The organism is Streptococcus mitis bv. 2 str. SK95 (assembly GCF_000222705.1).
Classification (GTDB): Bacteria; Bacillota; Bacilli; order Lactobacillales; family Streptococcaceae; genus Streptococcus; species Streptococcus mitis_AY.
The window spans coordinates 17366-40854 of sequence record NZ_AFUB01000060.1; the positions used below are offsets into that span (position 1 = coordinate 17366).

Below are 23489 nucleotides of genomic sequence, written 5' to 3' on the forward strand. Positions count from 1 at the left end.
AGAAAGCTAGAGGATTGTTCTATAATGAAGCAAAATCCTTTCATTGTTCTAGAAAATTCGTTATAATATACGGTACAAAGGAAGTAGTAAGAATGTATCGTGTTATAGAAATGTATGGGGATTTTGAACCGTGGTGGTTCATAGAAGGTTGGGAAGAAGATGTCATCATGAGTCAATCTTTTGACAAGTATTATGATGCTCTAAAATATTATAAGTTATGTTGGTTTGAGCTGGAAAAGAAGAATCCTCTTTATAAGAGTCGGAGCGATTTGATGACTATTTTTTGGGATCCTGCTGACCAACGCTGGTGTGATGAGTGCGATGAGTATTTGCAGCAGTACCATTCTTTGGCTCTTTTACAGGATGGGCAAGTCATCCCTGATGAAAAGCTACGTCCAGGTTATGAAAAACAAACAGGTCAAGAAAAACACCGTTCTTGCCGCATGAAATGGAGATAAAAAGTAACTTTTTAAGTTGCTTTTTTATTTTTTTGCGAATAGTTAGATAAGGAGGGCGGTATGGTACAAGAAATTGCACAAAAAATTATTGCTACTGCTAAGAAAAAAGGAGCTCAGGATATCTATTTCATTCCCAAGGAAGCTACTTATGAACTTCATATGCGAATTGGTGATGAGCGGTGTCTAGTTGACTCCTATGAGTTTGATGTTTTAGCTGCTGTGATTAGTCATTTTAAGTTTGTGGCGGGGATGAACGTAGGAGAAAAACGCCGTAGTCAACTGGGCTCTTGTGACTACCAGTATGGAGAGAAGGTGTCTTCTCTGCGCTTGTCAACCGTAGGAGATTATCGGGGACATGAGAGTTTGGTCATTCGTTTGTTGCACGATGAGGAGCAGGAGCTACATTTCTGGTTTCAGGATATGAACGAACTGGGCAAGCAGTACAGGCAAAGAGGACTCTATCTATTTGCAGGTCCAGTCGGAAGTGGCAAGACGACGCTGATGCACGAATTGGCAAAATCCCTTTTTAAGGGACAACAAGTCATGTCCATTGAAGATCCTGTCGAGATCAAGCAGGAAGACATGCTCCAATTGCAGTTGAATGAGGCGATTGGCCTGAGCTATGAAAATCTGATCAAACTGTCTCTCCGGCATCGTCCTGACCTCTTGATTATCGGTGAAATTCGTGATAGTGAGACGGCGCGTGCAGTGGTCAGAGCCAGTTTGACAGGTGCGACGGTCTTTTCAACCATTCATGCCAAGAGTATCCGAGGTGTTTATGGACGCCTTCTGGAGTTGGGTGTGACGGAGGAGGAACTAGCAGTTGTCCTGCAAGGCGTCTGCTACCAGAGATTAATCGGGGGAGGAGGAATCGTTGACTTTGCAAACAAAGACTATCAAGATCATCAGCCAACTAGCTGGAATGCGCAGATTGACCAGCTTCTTAAAGATGGACATATCACAAGTCTTCAGGCTGAAACGGAAAAAATTAGCTACAGCTAAGCAGAAGAAAATCATCACCTTGTTTAACAACCTCTTCTCCAGTGGCTTTCATTTGGTGGAAATTATTTCTTTCTTGGGGAGAAGTGCCTTGCTGGAAAAGGACTATGTGGCCCAGATGCACCAAGGCTTGTCTCAGGGGAAATCCTTTTCAGAGATGATGGACAGCTTGGGTTTTTCAAGTGCTATTGTGACCCAATTATCCCTAGCTGAGGTGCACGGGAATCTTCACCTGAGTTTGGGAAAGATAGAAGAATATCTGGACAATCTGGCCAAGGTCAAGAAAAAGTTAATCGAAGTGGCGACCTATCCTTTGATTTTGCTGGGATTTCTTCTGCTAATCATGCTGGGGTTGAGAAACTATTTGCTCCCCCAACTGGACAGTAGCAATATCGCCACCCAAATCATCGGCAATCTGCCACAAATTTTTCTGGGACTAGTGCTGGTTTGCTCTCTATCTTTACTTTTAGCTCTCACTTTCTATAAAAGAAGTTCCAAGATGCGGGTCTTCTCGATGTTGGCACGGGTTCCCTTTCTAGGTATCTTTGTCCAGACTTATCTGACGGCCTATTATGCGCGTGAATGGGGCAATATGATTTCGCAGGGGATGGAGCTGACGCAGATTTTTCAGATCATGCAGGAACAGGGCTCCCAGCTCTTTAAAGAAATCGGTCAAGATCTGGCTCAAGCCCTGCAAAATGGCCGCGAATTTTCTCAAACCATAGCGACCTATCCTTTCTTTAAAAAGGAGTTGAGTCTCATCATCGAGTATGGAGAAGTCAAGTCCAAGCTGGGGAGTGAGTTGGAAATCTATGCTGAGAAGACTTGGGAAGCCTTTTTTACTCGAGTCAACCGCACCATGAATTTGGTGCAGCCACTGGTCTTTATCTTTGTGGCCCTGATTATCGTTTTACTTTATGCGGCAATGCTCCTGCCCATGTATCAAAATATGGAGGTAAATTTTTAAAATGAAAAAACTTATGACAAATTTGAAAAAAGCCAAGGCGAAAGCCTTTACTCTCGTGGAAATGTTGGTCGTCCTTTTAATCATCAGCGTTCTTCTCTTGCTCTTTGTGCCTAATTTGACCAAGCAAAAGGATGCAGTGAATGACAAAGGGAAAGCTGCTGTTGTTAAGGTGGTGGAAAGTCAGGCAGAACTCTATCGTTTGGATAAAAATGATGACGCCAGCCTCAGCAAATTACAAGCGGACGGTCGTATCACAGCAGAGCAAGCCAAGGCTTATAATGACTACTATTCAAAAGCACAAAAAGAAGCACGAAAAGTCAATGATTAAGGCCTTTACTATGCTGGAAAGTCTCTTGGTTTTGGGACTTGTGAGTATCATTGCTTTGGCTTTATCAGGTTCTGTTCAGTCCAGTTTTGCAGCGGTGGAGGAGCATATTTTCTTTATGGAGTTTGAAGAACTATACCGTGAAACTCAAAAGCATAGTGTAGCTAGTCAACAAAAGACCAGTCTAAACTTAGATGGTCAGACGATTAGTAATGGCAGTCAAAAATTGACCGTTCCTAAAGGGATTCAAGCACCATCAGGACAGACGATTCACTTTGACCGAGCTGGTGGAAATAGATCTCTGGCTAAGGTTGAATTTCAGACCAGAAAAGGAGCAATCAGCTATCGATTATATTTAGGAAATGGAAAAATTAAACGCATTAAGGAAACTAAAAATTAAGGCAGTGATCTTACTAGAAGCAGTAGTAGCGCTAGCCATATTTGCCAGTATTGCAACCCTCCTCTTGGGACAAATTCAGAAAAATAGACAAGAAGAGGCAGAAATATTGCAAAAGGAGGAAGTCTTACGTGTGGCTAAGATGGCTCTGCAAACAGGTCAAAATCAGGTAAAGGTAAATGGAGTTGAGATCCAGGTGTTTGCTAGTGAAAAGGGATTGGAGGTCTACTATGGTTCAGAGAAGTTGCTCGACTTTAAAGAGCAGTAAGGTAAGAGCTTTCACTCTTTTGGAATCTCTGATTGCCCTTATCGTCATTAGCGGAGGTTTGCTCCTTTTTCAAGCTATGAGTCAGCTCCTCATTTCAGAAGTTCGTTACCAGCAACAAAGCGAGCAAAAGGAGTGGCTCTTGTTTGTGGATCAACTGGAGGCAGAGTTAGAGCGTTCGCAGTTTGAAAAGGTGGAAGGCAATCGCCTCTATGTGAAGCAAGATGGCAAGGATATCGCTATGGGGAAGTCCAAATCAGATGATTTTCGGAAAACCGATAGCAGTGGCCGAGGTTACCAGCCAATGGTTTATGGCCTCAAATCAGCACAAATCACAGAGGACAATCAACTGGTTCGCTTTCGCTTCCAATTTCAAAAAGGCTTAGAAAGGGAATTCATCTATCGTGTGGAAAAATCAAAAAGTTAAGGCAGGTGTTCTCTTATATGCAGTTACTATGGCAGCCATCTTTAGTCTATTGCTACAGTTTTATTTGAATCGACAAGTTGCCCATCACAAAGACTTTGCCTTAAATAAAGAAAAGTTGGCTGCTTTTGCCATGGCCAAGCGAAGTAAAGATAAGGCTGAGCAAGAAAGTGGTGAACGAGTCTTTAACTTAGGAAAAGTCACGTATCACACTACGAAAATAGGTTTTGCAACAAGTATTCGTATGAATAAGGGCAACTATGAATTTCTCTTTCCTTCGATGAAACCCAAGGAAAAGAAAACGGATAAAAAGCAACAGGTAGCGACTGATTCAAGCCAAGAACCAAATCAGAAAGTAACAGAAGATAAGGCAGATAAGAAAGGCAATTCCTAGGCAATTCAACTACTTTGTGCTAAACTAAAAGCATGAAACATGATTTTAATCACAAAGCAGAAACCTTTGATTCGCCCCAAAATATCTTTCTTGCAAACTTGGTTTGTCAAACAGTTGAAAAACAGCTTGATCTTCTATCAGACAAGGAAATACTGGATTTCGGTGGTGGGACAGGTCTATTAGCCTTGCCCCTAGCCAAGCAGGCCAAGTCTGTCACACTGGTAGACATCTCGGAGAAAATGCTGGAGCAAGCTCGTTTAAAAGCGGACCAGCAAGATATTAAGAATATCCAGTTTTTGGAGCAGGATTTACTGGTGAATCCCTTGGAGCAGCAATTTGACCTGATTGTTGTCAGTCGAGTTCTTCATCACATACCTGATCTAGATGCGACTCTTGCCATGTTTCACCATCACCTTAGGGAGAATGGACAAGTCCTCATTGCTGATTTTGTCAAGACAGATACCAACCACCACGGCTTTGAATTGGCTGAACTGGAAAACAAGCTCTCTAATTTTGGTTTTTCGAGCATTGACAGTCAGATTCTTTATAGTGCAGAAGATCTCTTCCTAGGAAATTATGCAGAGCTCTTTTTAACAACAGCCCAAAAATCACTTGCTGACTAAAGCAGTGATTTTTTCTCTTCAGATGGAAAAAAGGAGGGAAATTTGATAAGATAGGAATATGGATTTTGAAAAAATAGAACAAGCTTATACGTATTTACTAGAGAATGTCCAAGTCATCCAGAGTGATCTGGTGACCAACTTTTATGATGCCTTGGTAGAGCAAAATAGTATCTACCTGGATGGTGAGACCAAGCTAGAGCAGGTAAAGGAGAACAATCAAGCTCTTAAACGCTTAGCGCTTCGCAAGGAAGAGTGGCTCAAGACCTACCAGTTTCTTTTGATGAAGGCAGGACAAACGGAGCCTTTACAGGCCAATCACCAGTTTACGCCAGATGCCATTGCCCTCCTCTTGGTACTTATTGTGGAAGAGTTGTTTGAACAAGAGGAAATTAGCATCCTCGAAATAGGTTCTGGAATGGGAATTCTGGGTGCTACTTTCTTGATATCTCTTGCTAAAAAAGTAGATTACTTGGGAATTGAAGTGGATGACTTGCTGATTGATTTGGCGGCTAGCATGGCAGATGTGATTGGTTTGCAGGCAGGATTTGTCCAAGGTGATGCCGTTCGTCCGCAAATGCTTAAAGAAAGCGATGTGGTCATTAGCGACTTGCCTGTCGGCTATTACCCAGACGATGCCATCGCTTCACGCTATCAAGTGGCTTCTAGCCAAGAACATACCTATGCCCATCATTTGCTGATGGAGCAAGGCCTCAAGTACCTCAAGTCAGACGGATACGCTATTTTTCTAGCTCCGAGCGACTTGTTGACCAGTCCTCAAAGTGATTTGTTAAAAGGCTGGCTCAAAGACGAAGTGAGTCTGGCTGCTATCATCGCTCTGCCAGAGGATATTTTCTCAACGGTCAGTCAGGCTAAGAGTATTTTCGTTTTACAGAAGAAAACCGAACAGGAACTGCAACCTTTTGTCTATCCGCTAGAAAGTTTGCAAGATCCAGCTGCATTAATGAAATTCAAAGAAAATTTTCAAAAATGGAGCAAAGGTACTGAAATGTAAGGTAAATTTTGTTATAATAGTTGAAAACGCTTAAAAGAGGTATCATGTTATGACTAAAACAATTGCAATCAATGCAGGAAGCTCGAGTTTGAAATGGCAACTTTACCAAATGCCAGAAGAAATAGTATTAGCGAAAGGCTTGATTGAACGTATTGGCTTGAAGGACTCTATCTCAACTGTAAAATTCGACGGCCGTTCTGAACAACAAATTCTTGATATTGAAGATCACACACAAGCTGTTAAAATTTTATTAGATGATCTAATTCGTTTTGACATCATCAAAGGTTATGATGAAATAACTGGTGTTGGGCACCGAGTTGTGGCTGGTGGTGAATATTTCAAAGAGTCAACCTTGGTAGAGGGAGATGTTTTGGAAAAGGTTGAAGAGTTGGGACTTTTGGCTCCTCTTCACAATCCAGCCAACGCGGCAGGAATTCGTGCCTTCAAGGAATTGCTTCCAGATATTACCAGCGTTGTTGTTTTTGATACATCATTCCATACAACCATGCCAGAGAAAGCCTATCGCTATCCTCTTCCAAACAAATACTACACTGAAAATAAAGTTCGTAAGTATGGAGCCCACGGGACAAGTCATCAGTTTGTAGCAGGAGAAGCAGCTAAAATTTTAGGTCGCCCCCTAGAAGAGTTGAAATTGATTACTTGTCATATTGGAAATGGTGGTTCTATTACAGCTGTCAAAGGCGGTCAGTCTGTTGATACATCTATGGGCTTTACTCCACTTGGTGGTATTATGATGGGGACTCGTACAGGTGATATTGATCCGGCAATTATCCCCTATTTAATGCAACATACAGATGACTTCAATACACCAGAGGATATCAGTCGTATTCTCAATCGTGAGTCAGGACTTTTGGGTGTTTCTGAGAGATCAAGCGATATGCGTGATATTCACGAAGCTATGCATGCGGGTGATGAGAAAGCGCAACTGGCAAATGAGATTTTTGTGGATCGTATCCAAAAGTATATTGGTCAGTATTTGGCAGTTTTGAACGGTGCAGATGCCATTATCTTTACAGCCGGAATTGGAGAAAATTCTGTAACGATTCGTCAGATGGTTATTGAAGGCATTTCTTGGTTTGGCTGTGATGTGGATCCTGAAAAGAATGTCTTTGGCGCTACAGGAGATATTTCGACTGATGCTGCTAAAGTTCGTGTCTTGGTTATCCCAACTGATGAAGAATTGGTTATCGCTCGTGATGTTGAACGCTTGAAAAAGTAAGATGAACTGAATAAAATTACAAGATAAGATACAATAAAAAGGAGTTGGGAGATAAATTTTCCCAACTTTTTGTTGTTAAAACAGTCTAAAACCTTGTCATTATTGGCTTTTTTGAAATTTATGGTATAATAGTAGTAATTTAAAGTGGGAGTTAGATTTTTTGATTTTAAAAGGATTGAAGAATTAAGAAATTGTATTTTTTAAGAAACTAACCAAAAACTAACCAAGGAATGTATATTTTTAGTCAATGAATATAGAATAAAGTGGATCAGGAAACTGGTCTATTTTATTTTGTATTTATAGATATAAAAAGTTGAATCGTCTATCTAAAAGTGATACAATAGATATACAAGATAAAAAAAGGAGAATTGCTATGTCACAAATTGCTGTAAGAGTAGATGATAAATTAAAAAAAGAAGCGACTGAAGTTTTTAGTGAATTGGGTTTGGATATGACAACTGCTGTGAAGTTATTTTTGAAGCAAAGTGTGTTGACTAAAAGTATACCTTTTAAGCTTGGTCTGTATGAAAGAGAGTATAGTCAAGAAGAAGTAGAACAGGCAAAAAAAGATATTCAAAGATTAGTGAAAGAAAAGTCAAAACTGGTTAAACTTGATTTTAGTAAACAAGAGGATATTGATAAATTCTTTGATGAATAATGATTAGATATTAGGAGGAAGAATGGAAAAAATAGAAGAATATTCAATATTGATTGCAAGAATTGAGTATGCTGATGGAACAGGTTCAAAGTCACGTCCTGCGATGGTAATTGAGTTTAATGATGAAGTTATTAAAACTTATCGCTTGACTACAAAATATGAAAATAAATCAGATAGAATTAAGTCAAAGTATTTTGAAATTATTGATTGGTTTAAAGCAGGTTTAGAAAAGCCTTCTTGGATTGATACTGTTCAAGCATATGAACTAGATAGGAAGAAAATCAAAATTCAAATTATAGGGAATTTGACAGATAGAGATATAGTTCGTTTGAAAGATTTTTTATCTTATGTTGATTAGGAGATAGAATATGGAAATTAAGGAAATAAGTTATCAGGATAGACTTCCAAAAACGATGAATTCTAAATTTAATTACTTTGTGAAAGATTTTTTGAATGAGTATTCTGATCAGTTGAATAAGTTAGATTTTAACGAAACTCTGACGATTAACAAAGAATATGAAGGAGATTTAGAAGTTTATTTTGTTGAATTCATGTTTTGTAAAAAGGGAAAAGGCGGATTTTTCTCTTTAGATAGAACAGATAATAAGTTGTTTGTGTCTTGTAATGATGAACTTTGGGGAACTGTGATTTTAGAGTAAAAAGCGAAGGAAAATCAAACATTCCTGGATATTTGATTCGCTTTTTGGGTCAAAATAGGCAACCAGGTATTTAAAATTTGTTCGGAAATAGAAAAAATAACACTATCTTAGATAATGTTATTTTTTTTGTTTTCTTTGAAAAATTTGGTGGCTATTTCTTGCACGTAGACCTCGTAAGTGCTTGGTATATCTGCGTTTTTGAGATAGTCGTGGTAGTTGAATTGTTCGTCTATCGGATATTCGCTGTTAATCAAGCTCATAAAATCAAGGATTCGTCCCTTTTCAGCTCTGGTTTCGATGCGTTGTGAGAAGGTATCGATATGAGCAAGGGAGTTATGGGAATCATCATTCAATAAATGGTGTTTTTCGTGTAGTAGTATATTGATTTTTTCTATATCTGTAGTGTCAGAACGTAGAAAGATGAAGTGTTCATTGTTTAGAAAAAGATAACGACCTTTTGTTTCTAAATAGTCTAACAAGACGACCTTGCAGTTTAGGTCTTCGATTTCTTCTATGACTTTTATCAGTTCCATACTATTTCTTATTTGCAAAGTATTCTTTTAGGAAGTCTTTGATAATCATTCTATCGTTATCTGTGATGGGTGTGCCATCATAGGCAACTGAGTTATCAATAGCGTTGTCTATGTCAACCTCTAAGTCAATATCAGTAAAATCTGTTTTACCTAAAAGATAATCAGTAGATACATTGAAGTAGTCTGCTAGTTTTTCCATTGTTTCGAGATTCATTTTCTTTTTACCACTTTCAAATTGTTGATAAGCTGGTTGAGAAATATTTAGGAATGTAGCAATATCTTTTTGAGTCAGTTTTCCTTCTTTTCGTAGCTTTTTTAGTCTTTCAATAATCATAATTTATTCCTTTCAAAAATTTTTTAAAAAATTTTAAAAAAGTGTTGACAAAATAAGCTATAGGTTATATAATAGATACATAAGCAATAGCTTATAAAAAATTAAGTAAAAAACTTTACTTAATAATAACATTTTATAGGAATTTAAAAATCCTGAATACAACTTAAAAGACAAATTTTAATTTTCAGTATTGAATGTTGTTTCAAGAAAGTAGAACTTGTAAATTTAAGTAGTAAGATTTTTGATTCAATATAAAAGTTAAGTGAACTTTGAAAATTTAATAAAAAACGTGTCAGACAACGACAAGCATTGACTAAACACGCATATAAAAATTTAGCAATTTAATTATACGTGAATTTTAGGAAAATGTCAAGTTGAGTCTAAACGTGGGTGTTTTGTCCTTTCGCCTTAGTAGATAAGAAAAGGGAACTGACGGCTGAGAACAGTCAATGATACTTCTTAGAAGGTAGCTAGAGTGAGATAGTGAGGTCTATGTGTTGTATGGTCGGTGTGTGAGAGTAAAATCTTGCTAATGCCTTTGGGTAAGAAAGAGGGGATATTGAGTTATCCTTAAATTTGTGACCTTGGCGCAGGTAGTAAGCTGAGAAGCTGAAAGTATGCGAAGATAGGAGCATACATTTTTTTATATTGCTATATTCTATTAAAAAAAACGTAAAAAGGCTTTGAAAATAAGCCTTTTTATTTTTGCAAAAATTAACAATAGTTAGATTTTTATAAAACGGGTTTTGTCCTGATAAAGATTGAAAGTATTGTTAGTTTTCACAAGGGAATATAAGAAGTATTCTTTTATGTAAACTAACAATATGAGTAGAGAATAGAAAAGAGGAAAGATGGATATTTGGATCTACTTAGTAAGAGTTGGAATGCTATTGTCTATGCTTATTTTGTTGATGTTTTTGATTTATTGGATGTTTAGTCATTTGATAATTCTGTTTGTATTTGTATTGTTTGTGGTTTTCTTTTCGATTATCACATGTAAGTAGGAAGTAGAAAGGAAAAGGATTTATGTTGAATGTGTCAACGGCTCTTCGTTTGTATCGAGAAATGTATAATAAGTCGAAAGAGGACTTAGCGAAGTATTTAGAGATTCAACCGAAAGCGTATGCTCGATATGAAAGTGGAGAACGTGAACCTAGTCTTGAGAAACTGTATAAATTGGCTTATCTTTATAACTGCAAGGTTGATGATTTTATCAATGTTGAAGAAAACTTTAGTGTTGATCGAGATGAGGTTTTGTCAACTAAAGATTTAGACAATTTAGGCTGTCATCATCAGTTTTCTCATGGTTTGATTGTTATGATGACTGAGGGTAAACCTTATGATGAAATGATTCGTTTTATAGGGAATGATAGGACGAAGTATGCACGAAAATCTGAAGTCAAACAATTTCTACGTGAGTTAATTGAAAAGATTGGTTAGGGAGAGGTGAGTAAAATCAAAGATGTTCTTTTGAAAGGAGAAAGAGATGTAAAAACGTATTCTGAAGAATGGATACTGGGAGAATACAATAGAATTTATAGACGATTTTGTTGGAATTTGAAAATCTATGCTCATGTAAAAAATGGTGCTGATGTTTATGTCTCTTCAAAAAAATGTTGTGAAGATTTGTATAATCGTTTGTATGCTGTTGGTCAAGTTACTCGTAGCTATTGTAGTAAGATTGAATCAAAAATTGAAAAAACGTATCATCGTTTTTTAGAAGATGGAGTGATTGTTGAAGATTAAAGAGTCAGTTTTACTGGCTTTTTTATTTTTGAAAGGAGAAGAAATGGTTTTGGTTATTTGTGAAAGGTCACGTTCACCATCTAATGAATGAGATCGAAAAAGAAAAAACATTATCTAAAATAAAAAAAGAAAAAGGAGAAAAAATTAATGTTTAAAACTAATGAATTTAAGGCTTTTGGTTCAATCCGTAAAACGAAAAAGGCTGGTGTTTGTGGAGTTATCCTTGCCTTTGCTATGATGGCTATTTTTGCTCAAGGAAATGCATCTGCTGACGAAGTGAAAACATCATCACCTGCAACTACACAAGTTGCAAAATCAGCTACTGAAGTTGTAAAACAAGAAACTCAAAAACCAGAAACTAAAGCAGAAGCAACAGTAAAACCTGTTGCCTCTCCTGACCTTGATTCTGCTGTTAAAAAAGCGCAAGAAGTAGGTATCAAAACGACTGAAACTGAGAAAGTAGGTTACGATACCGAGGAACAAGCTAAGGCAGATGAAAAAGCGCAAGTTGATGAAATTGACAAGAAGATTGCTGAAAAAGAGCTGAATATCAAGGAAATTGAAACAGCTAAAGGTCAAAACAAGGAAATCCAATTTGGAAATAAATCTGCTATGGAAAAAGCTGGCCTGAAATATACTGGTGATTATCCAAAGGATAAGAAATCTGTTGAAGGCTACAACGCAGGTGCCAAAAAAGAAAACGAAGTGAACGAAGCTAAGTTTAAGAAAGATAAATTGGCAGTTGAAGCAATTAAGGCTAAAAACAAAGCAATTATGGAAGCTAAAGGCTTGAAGTTCACAGGAAATTTTGCTCAGGACAAGAAAGCTGTTGATGAATGGAATAAAGCGAATGCAGGTAAAGTTATTTCAACTATTCAGACTGGTTTAACTGCAACGTCAAGCACCACATTTGAAGCTATTTCAGGTGCTTCTAAAGCTGTTGCTCCTGACTACACAGCAAACGTTATTCAAGGGTATGCACGGAATACTAATCTAGATGCCAACTTTAATAACGTGTTCCTTCTTGATGATAAGAGTGGAACAGCTAAAATCAAGGTAAAAAATACTTCTCACGGTGATGTTACTTTAACATTCAGTGGTATTACTCCGTCAGCGGAGTCAGGATTCATTCGTAGTTATGTAGCGCTTTGGGCTTCTGAAGATGGTGGTATTGGTTACGGTGTCTTTATTTCCGCTGGTGCTGGTGCAGCTAACGGCGGAGGTGGTGTTGACGGTCAAGGTGGCGGTGGCGCTTCTGGTGCTTACCGCAGTGATCGTCAAGGCTGGGTCAAAATGGTTACTGTAGGAGTAGAAACAGATGCCAGCGATGTGAGCGAAGTGACTATCAATGACGTAGATTCCAACCAAGTTATTGATGTCTCTAATTTGGATGGAGCGAAAATCACTACTGGCGCTAACATTTCGCAAAGTGGGAACTCATTTACAGCTAATGATTCTGCTCAGTCACAAAGTACATCAGGTGTCTTGGATAGTAATGGTATTGGTTGGAGCTTTGAAAAAGGACAAAAAATTAACTTTACCTTCATTCATTCAAACACTTCTGACACTTCGTATTCTATCGTAGGTGGTGTATTTGGACGTGCTTCGCAAAAAGAAGTAAAAGAAAAGCCAATCTCTATTCAAGAATACACTGAGCCAAAATACCTTCCTAAACCGTATGTTTCAATCAAGCCTTATGTTCCTGTTCCTGAAGAAAAACAGTTGGAAGTTGAATATCATAAGGCTTACGTTAAGGAAAAACCTGTAACTCCAGAAATTCCTAAAACTCCAGAATCACCAAAACCACAAGAACCTAACAAACCAACTCTTCCAAACACTGGAACCGCAGCCAGCATGCTTCCATTGGTTGGGATTGTTTCAGGCATGCTTGGTTTAGTTGGCTTGAAGCGTAAAAATGAGGCAGAATAAAATAGTTTAATGTGTTGTAAAAAGGTGGTAGAGTAACAGGAACTACTACCTTTTTATTTTTGAAAAAATTGTAAGTAGAAAAGGAAATTTTAAAAGTGAAAATTGAAAAATTTAAGTTTAATCCTGAAGCAATCGGGAAAGCAAATTATGTTCGTTCTGAAAAAGCCCCAGCCATTATTGAGGGCAAGCCATTTGATGGGACACGTCATATTGTAATGAATGCAAAACATGGTATGTTTTCTATTATTACTTCAAAGGATATGACCGTTTATAAACCGAATGAAGAAGTTGAAGCTATTGAGCCTATCTTTATGGAAGATTATGTTGAAGGTACAAATTTTTCTGCTTCAACTAATGTATTGGCCAAAGGACTTAAACGTGTAGGAGGTAATAAATAATGGCTAAAAATGGACTTGAACTTGGGAATCGTGTAGAAATTTTTTCGAAAAAGTATCGTATCTTGAATGATTTGTTGCTGGACCCAAAAGGGGTCTTGGGGACTTGTAAATTCATTAAAAACGAAGGTGCTCAATTTGTGAATGTTGATCTTGAAACTGGTGAGGGTGATTATGATGGAGTTGAAGTGCTTGTCTATTCAGAAGGACAAGAAGATACTGTATTCTTGAAGGTAACTGAACAGTCAGCAGAAGAAATTGATGCTTTGAATCTTGGCTATCAGGAAGCCATTGATTTTGATACTTTACTCATTGCTTATCATGGTATGCGCAAGGCTGACCGTAATCAAGTTGAGCCTAACAAGCATCGTTTTGTTTTTGTTGTTGATAAACTTAAAAAAGTAGGTGGTCAATCTAAACAAAATCAGAAGCAAGAACAGCATCAGGAACACAAGGGATAATTTTTAAAGGAGAGAAGATATGAGTTTACTTCCTGCTTATCGTGGAATTAAGATTAAGCCTTATATGGTGAATTTAAGGTATTATATCTTTTCTTTTTTCTTTTTGTTGTTTAGTCCCTTGCTAGCTTTTTTTGTCTATTCAAATTTTGAGAAAATCAAGAATGTAGATGTTTTCTCTATTGTTGTTTCGGTAGTTTTGCTGATACTGATAATTGGTGTAAGTGTCTATTTGACTTGGTTATCACAAGAAAGAGTTTTTTCTTTCAAGTGCTAGAAAGACTTTCTAAACTAGCTTACTTTTTAAAGGAAAATGGATATACATATATTAAAAAGATTAAGACTAATTCAGGAACTAGGGATAAAATTGTATTTCCTGTTGTTTATATGAAGCAGAATCGTTATGATTTGGAGATTGCTTTTAAAATGGCTGGAAATAAGTTTCAGGATAAGTTTAAGAAGATTGGTAGTGATTTAGAGACTACTTTCTTCATGGATTTTATGGAAGTTCAGGACGATATTAAGTTTAAGACCTATAAGATGGCTTATTCTGCTTTCTTGAATCGAATTAAGGTAACTGATGTGGAGTATTCTGATAAGGGTATTCAACTGATGAAAAATCTGTATTGGAATCCTATTGATGATCCTCATTTACTTGTTTGTGGTGGTACTGGTGGTGGTAAAACGGTATTACTGAGAACATTGATTCGTGCTATGGCTAAAGTTGGAGTAGTAGATATTTGTGATCCAAAACAAGCGGACTTTGTGACTATGGCAGAACAGAAAGCTTTTGAAGGTCGTATTTCTTATGAGGTTAATGATATTGTCGAAATGATTGAAAGGGCTGTTGGTATCATGTTTGCTCGCTATGCTTATATGCGACAAAAACGTGAAGAAAATAGCGATAAGGACTTACGTAAGTTTTATGAGTATGGTCTCGAACCTTATTACTTGGTTTGTGATGAATACAATGCTTTGTGTGCCATGCTTGACTTTCAAACGAGACAGCGCTTGGATAATGCGATGGGTCAGTTCTTACTACTTGGAAGGCAAGCTGGCTGCTTTGCAGTTATAGCTATGCAGAAGCCTTCAAGAGAAGATTTAGGTTCAAAACTACAAGCGAATATCAATTTCCGAATTTCTGTTGGTCGATTGGATGAGGTTGGATATGATTTAGCCTTCGGCGAAGTCAATAGGAATAAGGAATTTAAGTACGTTAAGTACCTGGGCGGTAAGCGAGTTTATGGTCGTGGGTACGCTAGCGTATATGGAGAAGTCGCAAGGGAATTCTATTCACCTTTGTTAGAAAAGGGGTTCTCTTTTACTGATGAATATGAGAAGATTGAGCGACGACAAAATCCTTTCAATCCTTTGGAAAATCCTGATGCTCAATTATCAGAAGAAGAAAAAGAAAATATTCAAGCTGAAATGGAAGCGCAAGAGGAATTGCAAAAAGGGGAAGTTAAGAAGGCTAGTCCTGAGTTGGTTCAGGAGTTGATGGCTAGTAAACGACAGAAGGGAGAAAACAATTTTGGTGATCTTGTGAAGGCGAGTGATTTCTCAAGGACTATTGGTGTTAGTTTTTCATCTGTTCAAAATTTATTGAATAAATTGGAAGAAAAAGATGTCATAACTGTTAGTCGAGAAGATGGTTTTTTGTATTTAGATAAAAGACAGATGGCCTTGGTCAAAGATTTGTTTGAGTTAAAGAAAGCTAGTACTCAGAAATGGACTGAAATACTAGAAGACTATCCTTTTGAAGAATATTGATTGAGGAGAATTATTCTCCTCTTTTTTTGTTTAGATAAGAGTTGGTTGAATAGAGCCTACTAGTAGCTAGTAGCAGAAGCGAGGAAGCGAAGCGACGAGCGCCTGCGGTCACTAGCGGTCACTAGTAGGCTCTATTCAACTAATTAACCCACCTATTCTAATAGGTGGGTAACAAGAGTTACAAAATGCACTTCGCACTTACAGCCACGTGGCTTCAAGGTGTGTCTTTTTTGCAATTTCTTGTATCCCTTTTAGTAAAAATAAGGAGTTTTATAGGAGAAATGGACGGAAGAGAGTTAAAAGACTTTAGAAAAGAACAAAAAATGACTAGGAAAGAGTTATCAATTAAGACTGGTATTCCTGTTTCAACTTTAAAGGCTTACGAGAATGGGTACAGAACTTTGAAAAAAACAGATTTTTTAGAAATAAAAAATCAATTTAGTTTGAAAAGATGTGATGCTAGTCTTACAAGATATATGGTGGATTATTTCAGGTTTACACTTCATAATGAAATTGATGTTTATTTTGTTGCGAAAGAATTTTTTGGATTTGATATAATGCCTAAACCTGAAACGACCTCATTTATGAAATATGAGCTGTTGTATCGGTATGGGGATATTTGGTTTTTGGGATTTAATTCTTCGTACAGTGAGAATGGAGAAGATAAAAACAGAATCACGGTTCAATTAAGCGGTCAAGGCTGCAGACAGTTAGAAGTCTATCTTGAAAATGAAAATATAACTTGGATTGATTTTATAGAAAAAATTCAGAAGCGTTATGGAAATGATTTTAGTGTTACTAGGATAGATATTGCAGTTGATGAAATGGTTCAGGAAGATTCAAAAGATAACTTTGATTTATCATCTCTAGTAACTAGATATTATAATCAAGAAATTGTTTCGCCATATCTAAGAAACTTTTCATTTGTTGGTGGAGGTGGATTTGATTTTGAGAATCCCTTAGAAATAGAAAATAGGCAAGGTTTGTCAATTTATCTTGGTAGTCGTCAGTCTGAAATGTATTTTAACTTTTATGAAAAAAGATATGAGATAGCAAAGAAAGAAGGGATAAGCGTATCAGATAGCGTAAGGTTATTTGGGATATGGAATCGGTATGAGGTTCGATTTTCGCAAGGCAAGGCAAGGTCATTTATTACAGAAGTTTTAGAAGGTGCTGAGATTGCTGAGTTGACAAGGTCGATATTTCAAGGTGCGATTCAGATTTATGATGGTACTGATGAACATGGTTTTAGAATGTATGATAGCAAGTGGCAAAGTCTTTTTGGAAATGACGAAGCAATCAGACTTTCAGTTAGTCCTGAGCCTTATTCTGTAGAAAGAACGATAAGATGGCTTGTTGAGAGGGTTTCTAATTCGTTAGTGTATGTTTCTGAGATTGATCGATTGTTCATGCAAGAGAATATGAAAAAAATAATGAGTTCAGGAGAAATTACGCCAAGACAACGAAAAGAACTAGAATTTCTTCAAAGTCAGTTAGGGAGTCTTACATGATTGAATATAAAGATATTGAAAAGATTGTCTATTTGATTCCTGAAAGAAATTTTTATGATGGAGTAATTGATAGTAAGGTTGCTAGAGAGTATCAAGCCTATATTGAGTTTCAATCACAAAAGTATAATCAAACAAAGAGAAAGTGTGATTGGGATGAACTGAAACGTTTAAATATAGAATAATGAAACGTATTTAGCAAATGAAGTAGATGTAAAAAGAAAACTATTGTGGTTTGGGTTGCTAAGAAGGAGTAAAGAAGAGATGGAAGAAGAATGTTTGAAGTTGATTGAACGATTTCATTTAGAGAGGTGGTTTTAAAAATGTCAGTGAAATCAAAAGGTGGGGTTTGTGATGTATGCTGACAAAAATAGGAAAACTAGCGCAGTCTGTTTGACTGTTTTTGTTAGCCCTCTAAACGTGAAACGTTTAGACAGATTGAGGACTTGCGATGAATTTTAAAGAAGTGTAAGGGTTAAAACATGATAAGAATAGTAAAGACGATTGTTAAAATTGTAGGATATGTGATTTTAAACTCTATTTTAGGATTGGCGTTATCTTTGTTTTTTTATGTCCTGATAGGGAATGTAAAAATCTCGATTCTATTATTTATATTGTTTTTTATAGGGAGGTTGATTTTTTGAATGAAAAGAAGAAATGCTATTTCTAGTTTATCTGCTAAAAAGGTACTAAAAGGAAAAGAAGAAAAAAAGTTGGATTTTGTTATTGATTTAATTATTGCAGGATTTCTATTCTATATTATTCGTATCATTGTTGTTGGTTTAAAAAATATCTTTTAGAAAGATGGGTTTAGAATAATGGAGAAATTTCATGAAAAGTTAAAAGTGTTGAGGAAGGAAAAAGGACTTACACAAAAAAAGTCTTTCTAATATGTTAAACATATCTCAAGGAGCTTATGCACAGTGGGAAAACGGAAAGCGTGAGCCTAACTTTGAGAAATTAAGTATGTTAGCTTGTATATTTGATGTTTCTATTGATTTTTTTGTTAAGTAAAAATTTAGAAATATCAAAAGAAACCTATTTAAAGTTAAAAGAAGAAAAAAAGAATTTATTTTCAGTCAGACTAAAAGAATTACGTTTACAGCATGGATTTAGTCAAGAAGAATTAGCAGAAAAAATTGGTATAAAAAGAAATTCTTATAGTGATTGGGAAAATGGTAAGTGTAAACCTAACTATGAAAAATTAGAAAAAATAGCTGATTTTTTTGGTGTTTCGTTGGATTGGTTGTTTGGGAGAGAATAGATGAAAGTTAAGAAACGTTCTCCTTCTTTTTGTTAAGGGTAAGTTATAAAAAAATAGAAAAATGAATGAAGAGGTAAATGAAATGGCATTACAAGGAAAAGATAAGCAAGTTATTGAATTGTCGAATGAACTTGCTAAAAAATTGAAGGAAAAAGATTTTTCGCAATCTTGGTCACTTGCAGGGGAGTTGAATGGGCTTCTTAAGAATGAAGAAGAGTTGACTTTATCTTATCAAGTAATTCAGTGTATTAAAAACGATTTGGCGAGTTATTATGATATGAATAAGGCATACAATAAAGTTGCAAATCGTGCTTTTGCGATTGGAAGCAATTTGGAGCGTAGTGCTTCAATTTAGTTAAAATGGTGAAGGAAGTCAAGTTTGGCTTCCTTTTTTATTTGGAAGGAGAAAAAATGAGTATTAAAGTCGTCTATGATAAGTTTTCTGATGTGTGTGAGCATTACAATTTTGGAAAAAAGTTGCTTGATGAACCTGCAAAGATTATTGAACGCTTAGATGAACACTTTGACGGTGTAGAGTTTGGACAGTTTGATGGTAACAATCCTGACAATGTGTATATCAATTCGTTTACAGAAGTTGATACAAAAGAAGCGCTGATTGATTTTGCTGGTATTCTGAATCATGGAGAATATGAGCAGTTAGTCAATGAAGATCGTTTGTCTGCGTATGTAGAAGAACATGAAGAAGAAATTGCTAGTCGTTTAGGAGATTCCTATGTGTTTCTCGGTCACGAAGGCGATAGCTGGTACTTTTTGCAATAGAAAATGGCTGATACTGAATATGGCTTCAAAAGTGTTGATTAAGAATCCAAAGAATGGAAGGCAGGCTTGGTTTAGCTTGCCTTTATATTTTGGAAAGTTATCTCAAATTGGTTTGACTGGCTCTTATGATGAAACTATTGAAATTGTTGATTATGAGGGTTCAGCATTTATTGGTTACGGTCTATTTACTGTTGCTGATTTGGAACAGTTGAATAAACAAGTGGAAAGTGGTTAAAGGAAGGAAGAAAATTGAGGTAATCTATTTGAAATGATAAGAAAATTTAAAAAAAGAGAAAAAAATCAAGAAAGATTAAAGAAGCTTTCTGATAAGAAGGTATACACTCCTAAGAAAATCAATCAAAAGGGTGCGAATCTAATTTTTGGCTCTTTATTGATTGGTTTTGTAGTTTTTGTGGGTGCTGCTGGAGTTTTATCAATTAAGAATGTATCTAAAGTGAAGGAATTTGAAAAGAATCAGATTGCTAAAGTAGATAATAAGGAAATTGATAGACGCCTGGAGCAATTTTTGGATAGCTATGTAAGCTATTATTTTACTTACAAGGCAGGTGAGAAGGATAGTGAAGAAAACGCAAAGCGTTTGAATGAATTCTATGGAACACCGCCTAGTGTCAAAAACCAAGGGCAATCAAAACAAGATATGTCTATTGTGAGTGGTCGTTTGTTGATGGCGAAAGATGGAGTTGCAGTTTATGCGGTGACTTATGATACAAAGGTTGATAATAAGGTTCAACGTGTATCAATCGAGTTTTCAATCCCATACGTTGAAAAAGACGGTCGCTATTATGTTGATGGTTTGCCTTGGTTTGCTCCTGTTACAGATTTTAAGAGTCAGGATGTTGACAAAGAAAAGCAATTGGTTTTGACGGCAAATGATGGTCTGAGTGAAAATGACAGAAAAGATTTGGTTGCTTTTGTTGAATTGTTCTTCAAGAATTATACAAGCAGTCAATCGAATCTTGACTTGATCTCAAAAAATATCAAAACAATTGGTGGAGCAACTGTTAAAAGCATTGATTATACCTATTTTGTAAAAGGCAGTGATAAGACACTGGCTTATGTGCAAGTTACCTTTGATATTTTGGGTACAAGTCATAGCGAGAATTTTTCTTTCGAGTTAAGGAAAGATAAAGATAGTTATTTTGTAGATAAAATGGAGCATCAGATTCCATTTGATTATGCGAAAGATAAAACAAAAGAAAATTAAGGAGAATGAGATAAATGAGTTTTTTTCAGTATTTAGTTGATAAGTTGGGGGTTCCTTTGATTGGATTGTTTGTATTTAGTAAAGCCATTCGAGCTTGGAGGGAAGGAAAGACTTGGGGGATTTTGGTGTCTATTTTGACGGGTGCTTTAATTTTATGGTTCTTGTTAAGTCCAGAAACTGTATTGAAAGCCCCTGCGACTTTATTTAATAAATTGTTAGAAGTTTTCAAGTAAGCCTATGGAAAAAGAAGAGAAACAATTATTTTCGTATAAGCGTGGTTTTGACCAGCCTATATTTGTAAAAGAATTATCGGATAATTTTAGTTTACCTTTTGCGGTTGAGATGTCGACTTTATTGTATTTTGTCTTTTTTACTCCGATTTTCTTTTTTATTTTGATGTCAGTAGGTTTTCTTGAGTGGGGTTGGTGCTTAGTTGTTGGTTCTGCCTTAGGTTGGCAATTGGGGAAAATTCTGACTAATAATAAAATTGATGGTAAAACGATAGTGATTTATCTTCGTGATTACATTTTTTATTTCTGGCATCACGGAAGATACGGTAAAAAGTATTATATAAATAAAGGTAAACGATACGTAAAAATAGAAAGGATTTATCGTGGAAATTACGAGTAATTACTGGGACTTTGCGGATAGTTTGATATTACGTAAAAATGGTGGTGTTTTTGCAGTCTTTGAAGTTCCTAGTGAGGTTTTAGTTACGATAGACAAGAGGGGACGTGAGCGGTTTAAACAAACTGCTTTTTCAGCTTTTAGTAAACTATCGGTTTATGGTGATTTTGAATTGCATACGATTCCTATTCCAATAGATTTGTATGAGCGATTTGAACTCTTGCGCCAAGATATTGACCAAGATAGCGGTACAGCGCCTTTAGCAAATTTGATGATGGATAGTCTGCAAGAAAAGATTGAAGATGAGATTGAGTTTTTGTTTGAGTACAAGCATTATATCTCTGTTCCATTGAAATCAAACAATATCAGTCCAGATCTAGTTTCGACTTTAAAAGACAGCATGTCTTTCTATAAAAAAGAAACGTTGAAGTTGTTGGGGCTGGGTGAATTACCTCCTTTAAATTGGTATGAGGATTGGCAATTAAAAAAGAATGCTTTAAAAAGTGCCTTGCATCAATTGAGAGTTCGTGAAGTTGAAAAAACGGAGTTGGAGTTTTTAGCTCGTTTACAATTCTTACGAGGTCAATTTTATGACAAGGAAACAGAAGTAGATGCAATTAAGAATTGTATCGATAATATCGATGATACAAATATTTATTTTGAAGATCACAAAGTGTTGCGATTGGAGAATAAAGATGATGATAATTTGGTCGCTTGTTTCCCAATTGTAGACTATCCTAAAAATGTATCTTCGATTCATCTACAAGAAGAACTGCAGCTGCTAGATTTTCCTGTAGAGAGTATCTATAAAGTTGCATTCTCGGCAGATAAGGGTGTTTCTTCTTCTAAAAAGAAAGCAAGAAACAAACGTAAAAATTTGGGGAATGTGGTTGCTGAAATTGAGGAAGATGGTGATATTCAACGTTTGGAAGTGTTGGAAGCTCATCAAATGTTAGTTGACTATCAAGAAAAGGTTGAAAGTAAAGAAAAAATGGTTGAATTTCTCCATTTCTTGGTTGTGACTGGTGATGATGAAGATGAGATTGAGGAAAGATATGATATTTTAAGTAAGCTTATAGCTGACTTGGGAGGTTCTCTTGCAAGAGGCTATGCTGATAGATTGTATCTTTTCTACAAAGGTCGCTTCACAGAGTTGTTGGATAAAAAACGTGAAAGTTATGTGCAATATACTTCTTTGGAAGGTTTTTGTCAGAATATGTTTTTTGTCACGAAAGAGGTGGGAAACAAGGTTGGTTTCCCTATTGCACGAATAGACAATGAAATTGCGAGTTGGGGTGGTGACTTTATGGCAGCCTTACAAGCAAGTAATCGTCTAGTCTTTTCAAACTTGCTTCAGGCGAATAAAATGGGGATTAAGGATAAGATTACCAATAATCCTCATGTTGCTATTACTGGAGCGACTGGAAATGGAAAATCGTATCTAACAAAATTGTTGTTTACCTTGAATAGTTTCTTGAAAATCAAGTCTGTTTATATTGACCCTAAAGCGGAAATGCGAAGTCAGTATATGAAGATTTTGAAGGAGTATGAGGAACAGAATATTTATGAAGAAGTTCAGGAGTATATCAAATCAATTCACTTTGTAACGTTGGATATGAAGGAAGATAGAAATATTGGAGTGCTAGATCCATTTGCTTATATTGATGAAAAGACAACGTTGACAGAAATTGCTTCGGTCTTAATTTCTACCGTTTTAGACAAAGAGGATTCTAAGAAATTGAAATCTTACTTGTTGGAAAATATTGATAAGGTTTGGGATAGGAAACAAAATGGAGAAACGGTTGGAATGTTACATCTGTTTAAGACTTTTGAAGAAGAGAAAGACAAAGATGTAGTAAGGATTGGCCGTTATTTGTCAAAAATGGGCGAAAATACCTTGTTAAAATTGTGCTTCTCTGATGGCTCTAACAAGTCTTTGCAGTCGGACAATAAGATTACGATTTTTGAGATTGCAGGCTTGGATATGCCTAAGACTTCTAAGTATGAGGATATGACAGATACTCAATTACGAAGTCTTGCAGTCATGTACGGTTTAACGTTTTTCTGTGCTGATTTTGGAGAAAGAGATAGAACACAAGAAACCTTGCTGTATGTAGATGAGGCTTGGCAAATTTTGTTGACCCCTAGCGGTCGTCAATTGCTGGCGAGAATCAAGCGTACAGGTCGTTCGTTTAATAATTTCTTAGTGTTGGTAACTCAGTCTGTAAAAGATGTTTCAACTGAAGATGATGGTACTGGTTTTGGTACAGTCTTTGCCTTTTCAGAAGATAGTGAGACTTCTTCGATTTTGGAACATCTTAAAATCAAAGAAGATGATTTATCTAAGGCATGGGTTGAAAATCAGACGATGGGTCAATGTATCTTCTCTGACGTTTTTGGTCGAAGAGAAAGAATTACAGTGGATGGTACCATATATGATTCGATAACTCCATTGTATGCGACGGTCACAACGAATCTGAAGTCTGCAAGTTAGCAAAG

The 23489-nt window shown here is 36.3% G+C and carries 33 protein-coding genes and 1 pseudogene; 32 read left to right on the top strand and 2 right to left on the bottom strand.

The window, feature by feature from the left end; all coding sequences use genetic code 11:
• Positions 1-92 precede the first annotated feature (92 nt).
• The 14 genes from HMPREF9965_RS11540 to HMPREF9965_RS11605 all read left to right on the top strand — a co-directional run bounded on the left by HMPREF9965_RS11540 (position 93) and on the right by HMPREF9965_RS11605 (position 8421).
• Entirely contained in the window at positions 93-458 is a 366-nt protein-coding gene (locus HMPREF9965_RS11540; protein WP_000286394.1) for a DUF1033 family protein, read from the top strand.
• A 60-nt stretch (positions 459-518) separates the two neighbouring features.
• Positions 519-1460, top strand: coding sequence for a competence type IV pilus ATPase ComGA (comGA, locus tag HMPREF9965_RS11545; RefSeq protein ID WP_000249595.1), 942 nt, complete (start codon positions 519-521; stop codon positions 1458-1460).
• On the top strand, positions 1408-2424 hold the full coding sequence (comGB, locus tag HMPREF9965_RS11550) for a competence type IV pilus assembly protein ComGB (protein ID WP_080566894.1): 1017 nt from the start codon (positions 1408-1410) through the stop codon (positions 2422-2424). Before comGA ends, comGB begins: the two co-directional genes overlap by 53 nt.
• Position 2425: 1 nt before the next feature.
• Positions 2426-2752, top strand: a complete 327-nt coding sequence (gene comGC / locus HMPREF9965_RS11555) for a competence type IV pilus major pilin ComGC (RefSeq protein WP_000735796.1) — start codon at positions 2426-2428, stop codon at positions 2750-2752.
• A complete protein-coding gene (comGD, locus tag HMPREF9965_RS11560; RefSeq protein ID WP_000588009.1) occupies positions 2745-3149 on the top strand; it encodes a competence type IV pilus minor pilin ComGD in 405 nt (134 codons plus the stop codon). Before comGC ends, comGD begins: the two co-directional genes overlap by 8 nt.
• Entirely contained in the window at positions 3112-3414 is a 303-nt protein-coding gene (comGE, locus tag HMPREF9965_RS11565; protein ID WP_080566896.1) for a competence type IV pilus minor pilin ComGE, read from the top strand. Before comGD ends, comGE begins: the two co-directional genes overlap by 38 nt.
• Positions 3377-3838 (top strand): competence type IV pilus minor pilin ComGF, encoded by a 462-nt coding sequence (comGF, locus tag HMPREF9965_RS11570; RefSeq protein WP_004244206.1) that lies wholly within the window; start codon positions 3377-3379, stop codon positions 3836-3838. The genes comGE and comGF overlap by 38 nt, the downstream gene beginning before the upstream one ends.
• Positions 3816-4229 carry a competence type IV pilus minor pilin ComGG gene (gene comGG, locus HMPREF9965_RS11575; RefSeq protein WP_000265809.1) on the top strand — a complete coding sequence of 138 codons (414 nt, stop codon included), beginning with the start codon at positions 3816-3818 and terminating at the stop codon, positions 4227-4229. The genes comGF and comGG overlap by 23 nt, the downstream gene beginning before the upstream one ends.
• Before the next feature lie 32 nt (positions 4230-4261).
• Positions 4262-4852: a class I SAM-dependent methyltransferase gene (locus HMPREF9965_RS11580; RefSeq protein WP_000679794.1), complete on the top strand. Its 591-nt coding sequence runs from the start codon at positions 4262-4264 to the stop codon at positions 4850-4852.
• A gap of 58 nt (positions 4853-4910) precedes the next feature.
• Positions 4911-5864 (top strand): class I SAM-dependent methyltransferase, encoded by a 954-nt coding sequence (locus HMPREF9965_RS11585; protein ID WP_000345149.1) that lies wholly within the window; start codon positions 4911-4913, stop codon positions 5862-5864.
• 49 nt (positions 5865-5913) lie between these two features.
• The gene (locus HMPREF9965_RS11590) at positions 5914-7104 is read left to right on the top strand and encodes an acetate kinase (RefSeq protein WP_000167781.1); all 1191 of its coding nucleotides are present in this window, start codon (positions 5914-5916) and stop codon (positions 7102-7104) included.
• A 373-nt stretch (positions 7105-7477) separates the two neighbouring features.
• A complete protein-coding gene (locus HMPREF9965_RS11595; protein WP_000077981.1) occupies positions 7478-7762 on the top strand; it encodes a type II toxin-antitoxin system RelB/DinJ family antitoxin in 285 nt (94 codons plus the stop codon).
• Between the two features lie 22 nt (positions 7763-7784).
• Positions 7785-8120 carry a type II toxin-antitoxin system PemK/MazF family toxin gene (locus HMPREF9965_RS11600; protein ID WP_000411017.1) on the top strand — a complete coding sequence of 112 codons (336 nt, stop codon included), beginning with the start codon at positions 7785-7787 and terminating at the stop codon, positions 8118-8120.
• Between the two features lie 10 nt (positions 8121-8130).
• On the top strand, positions 8131-8421 hold the full coding sequence (locus HMPREF9965_RS11605) for a hypothetical protein (protein ID WP_000403073.1): 291 nt from the start codon (positions 8131-8133) through the stop codon (positions 8419-8421).
• Positions 8422-8528: 107 nt separating this feature from the next.
• Here HMPREF9965_RS11605 and HMPREF9965_RS11610 read toward each other — a convergent pair whose 3' ends face one another.
• On the bottom strand, positions 8529-8954 hold the full coding sequence (locus HMPREF9965_RS11610; protein WP_000420194.1) for an ImmA/IrrE family metallo-endopeptidase: 426 nt from the start codon (positions 8952-8954) through the stop codon (positions 8529-8531).
• A 1-nt stretch (position 8955) separates the two neighbouring features.
• Entirely contained in the window at positions 8956-9288 is a 333-nt protein-coding gene (locus tag HMPREF9965_RS11615) for a helix-turn-helix domain-containing protein (RefSeq protein WP_004244198.1), read from the bottom strand.
• Positions 9289-10314: 1026 nt separating this feature from the next.
• Between HMPREF9965_RS11615 and HMPREF9965_RS11620 the strand changes: the two genes are divergently transcribed.
• The 18 genes and pseudogenes from HMPREF9965_RS11620 to HMPREF9965_RS11695 all read left to right on the top strand — a co-directional run bounded on the left by HMPREF9965_RS11620 (position 10315) and on the right by HMPREF9965_RS11695 (position 23484).
• Positions 10315-10728, top strand: a complete 414-nt coding sequence (locus tag HMPREF9965_RS11620; RefSeq protein ID WP_000935822.1) for a helix-turn-helix transcriptional regulator — start codon at positions 10315-10317, stop codon at positions 10726-10728.
• Positions 10729-10734: 6 nt separating this feature from the next.
• Positions 10735-11034 carry a hypothetical protein gene (locus HMPREF9965_RS13420; protein ID WP_000034813.1) on the top strand — a complete coding sequence of 100 codons (300 nt, stop codon included), beginning with the start codon at positions 10735-10737 and terminating at the stop codon, positions 11032-11034.
• A 147-nt stretch (positions 11035-11181) separates the two neighbouring features.
• Positions 11182-12963, top strand: coding sequence for an LPXTG cell wall anchor domain-containing protein (locus HMPREF9965_RS11630; protein ID WP_004244179.1), 1782 nt, complete (start codon positions 11182-11184; stop codon positions 12961-12963).
• Between the two features lie 95 nt (positions 12964-13058).
• A complete protein-coding gene (locus HMPREF9965_RS11635) occupies positions 13059-13361 on the top strand; it encodes a hypothetical protein (RefSeq protein WP_000687638.1) in 303 nt (100 codons plus the stop codon).
• Positions 13361-13819, top strand: a complete 459-nt coding sequence (locus tag HMPREF9965_RS11640) for a hypothetical protein (protein ID WP_001097073.1) — start codon at positions 13361-13363, stop codon at positions 13817-13819. Before HMPREF9965_RS11635 ends, HMPREF9965_RS11640 begins: the two co-directional genes overlap by 1 nt.
• 19 nt (positions 13820-13838) lie before the next feature.
• Positions 13839-15586: pseudogene (locus HMPREF9965_RS11645) on the top strand (FtsK/SpoIIIE domain-containing protein).
• Positions 15587-15867: 281 nt separating this feature from the next.
• Complete coding sequence (locus HMPREF9965_RS11650) at positions 15868-17097, top strand: replication initiation factor domain-containing protein (protein WP_004244188.1); 1230 nt, start codon at positions 15868-15870, stop codon at positions 17095-17097.
• Entirely contained in the window at positions 17094-17279 is a 186-nt protein-coding gene (locus HMPREF9965_RS13425) for a hypothetical protein (protein WP_004244159.1), read from the top strand. The genes HMPREF9965_RS11650 and HMPREF9965_RS13425 overlap by 4 nt, the downstream gene beginning before the upstream one ends.
• Before the next feature lie 459 nt (positions 17280-17738).
• A complete protein-coding gene (locus tag HMPREF9965_RS13235; RefSeq protein WP_004244162.1) occupies positions 17739-17894 on the top strand; it encodes a hypothetical protein in 156 nt (51 codons plus the stop codon).
• 91 nt (positions 17895-17985) lie between these two features.
• Positions 17986-18108, top strand: a complete 123-nt coding sequence (locus HMPREF9965_RS13460) for a helix-turn-helix domain-containing protein (RefSeq protein WP_080566897.1) — start codon at positions 17986-17988, stop codon at positions 18106-18108.
• Positions 18080-18358 (top strand): helix-turn-helix domain-containing protein, encoded by a 279-nt coding sequence (locus tag HMPREF9965_RS11660; protein WP_004244169.1) that lies wholly within the window; start codon positions 18080-18082, stop codon positions 18356-18358. The genes HMPREF9965_RS13460 and HMPREF9965_RS11660 overlap by 29 nt, the downstream gene beginning before the upstream one ends.
• A gap of 82 nt (positions 18359-18440) precedes the next feature.
• Positions 18441-18713, top strand: a complete 273-nt coding sequence (locus HMPREF9965_RS11665) for a hypothetical protein (RefSeq protein ID WP_001207843.1) — start codon at positions 18441-18443, stop codon at positions 18711-18713.
• A gap of 56 nt (positions 18714-18769) precedes the next feature.
• Positions 18770-19138 (top strand): hypothetical protein, encoded by a 369-nt coding sequence (locus HMPREF9965_RS11670; RefSeq protein WP_025170876.1) that lies wholly within the window; start codon positions 18770-18772, stop codon positions 19136-19138.
• Positions 19139-19157: 19 nt separating this feature from the next.
• Positions 19158-19373, top strand: a complete 216-nt coding sequence (locus tag HMPREF9965_RS11675; RefSeq protein ID WP_000157342.1) for a hypothetical protein — start codon at positions 19158-19160, stop codon at positions 19371-19373.
• A 33-nt stretch (positions 19374-19406) separates the two neighbouring features.
• Positions 19407-20363, top strand: coding sequence for a conjugal transfer protein (locus HMPREF9965_RS11680; protein WP_000619598.1), 957 nt, complete (start codon positions 19407-19409; stop codon positions 20361-20363).
• A 14-nt stretch (positions 20364-20377) separates the two neighbouring features.
• Positions 20378-20596, top strand: a complete 219-nt coding sequence (locus HMPREF9965_RS11685) for a TcpD family membrane protein (protein ID WP_000007734.1) — start codon at positions 20378-20380, stop codon at positions 20594-20596.
• Positions 20597-20600: 4 nt separating this feature from the next.
• Positions 20601-20993: a TcpE family conjugal transfer membrane protein gene (locus HMPREF9965_RS11690; RefSeq protein ID WP_000409922.1), complete on the top strand. Its 393-nt coding sequence runs from the start codon at positions 20601-20603 to the stop codon at positions 20991-20993.
• The gene (locus HMPREF9965_RS11695) at positions 20977-23484 is read left to right on the top strand and encodes an ATP-binding protein (protein ID WP_000406900.1); all 2508 of its coding nucleotides are present in this window, start codon (positions 20977-20979) and stop codon (positions 23482-23484) included. The genes HMPREF9965_RS11690 and HMPREF9965_RS11695 overlap by 17 nt, the downstream gene beginning before the upstream one ends.
• Positions 23485-23489: the final 5 nt, after the last annotated feature.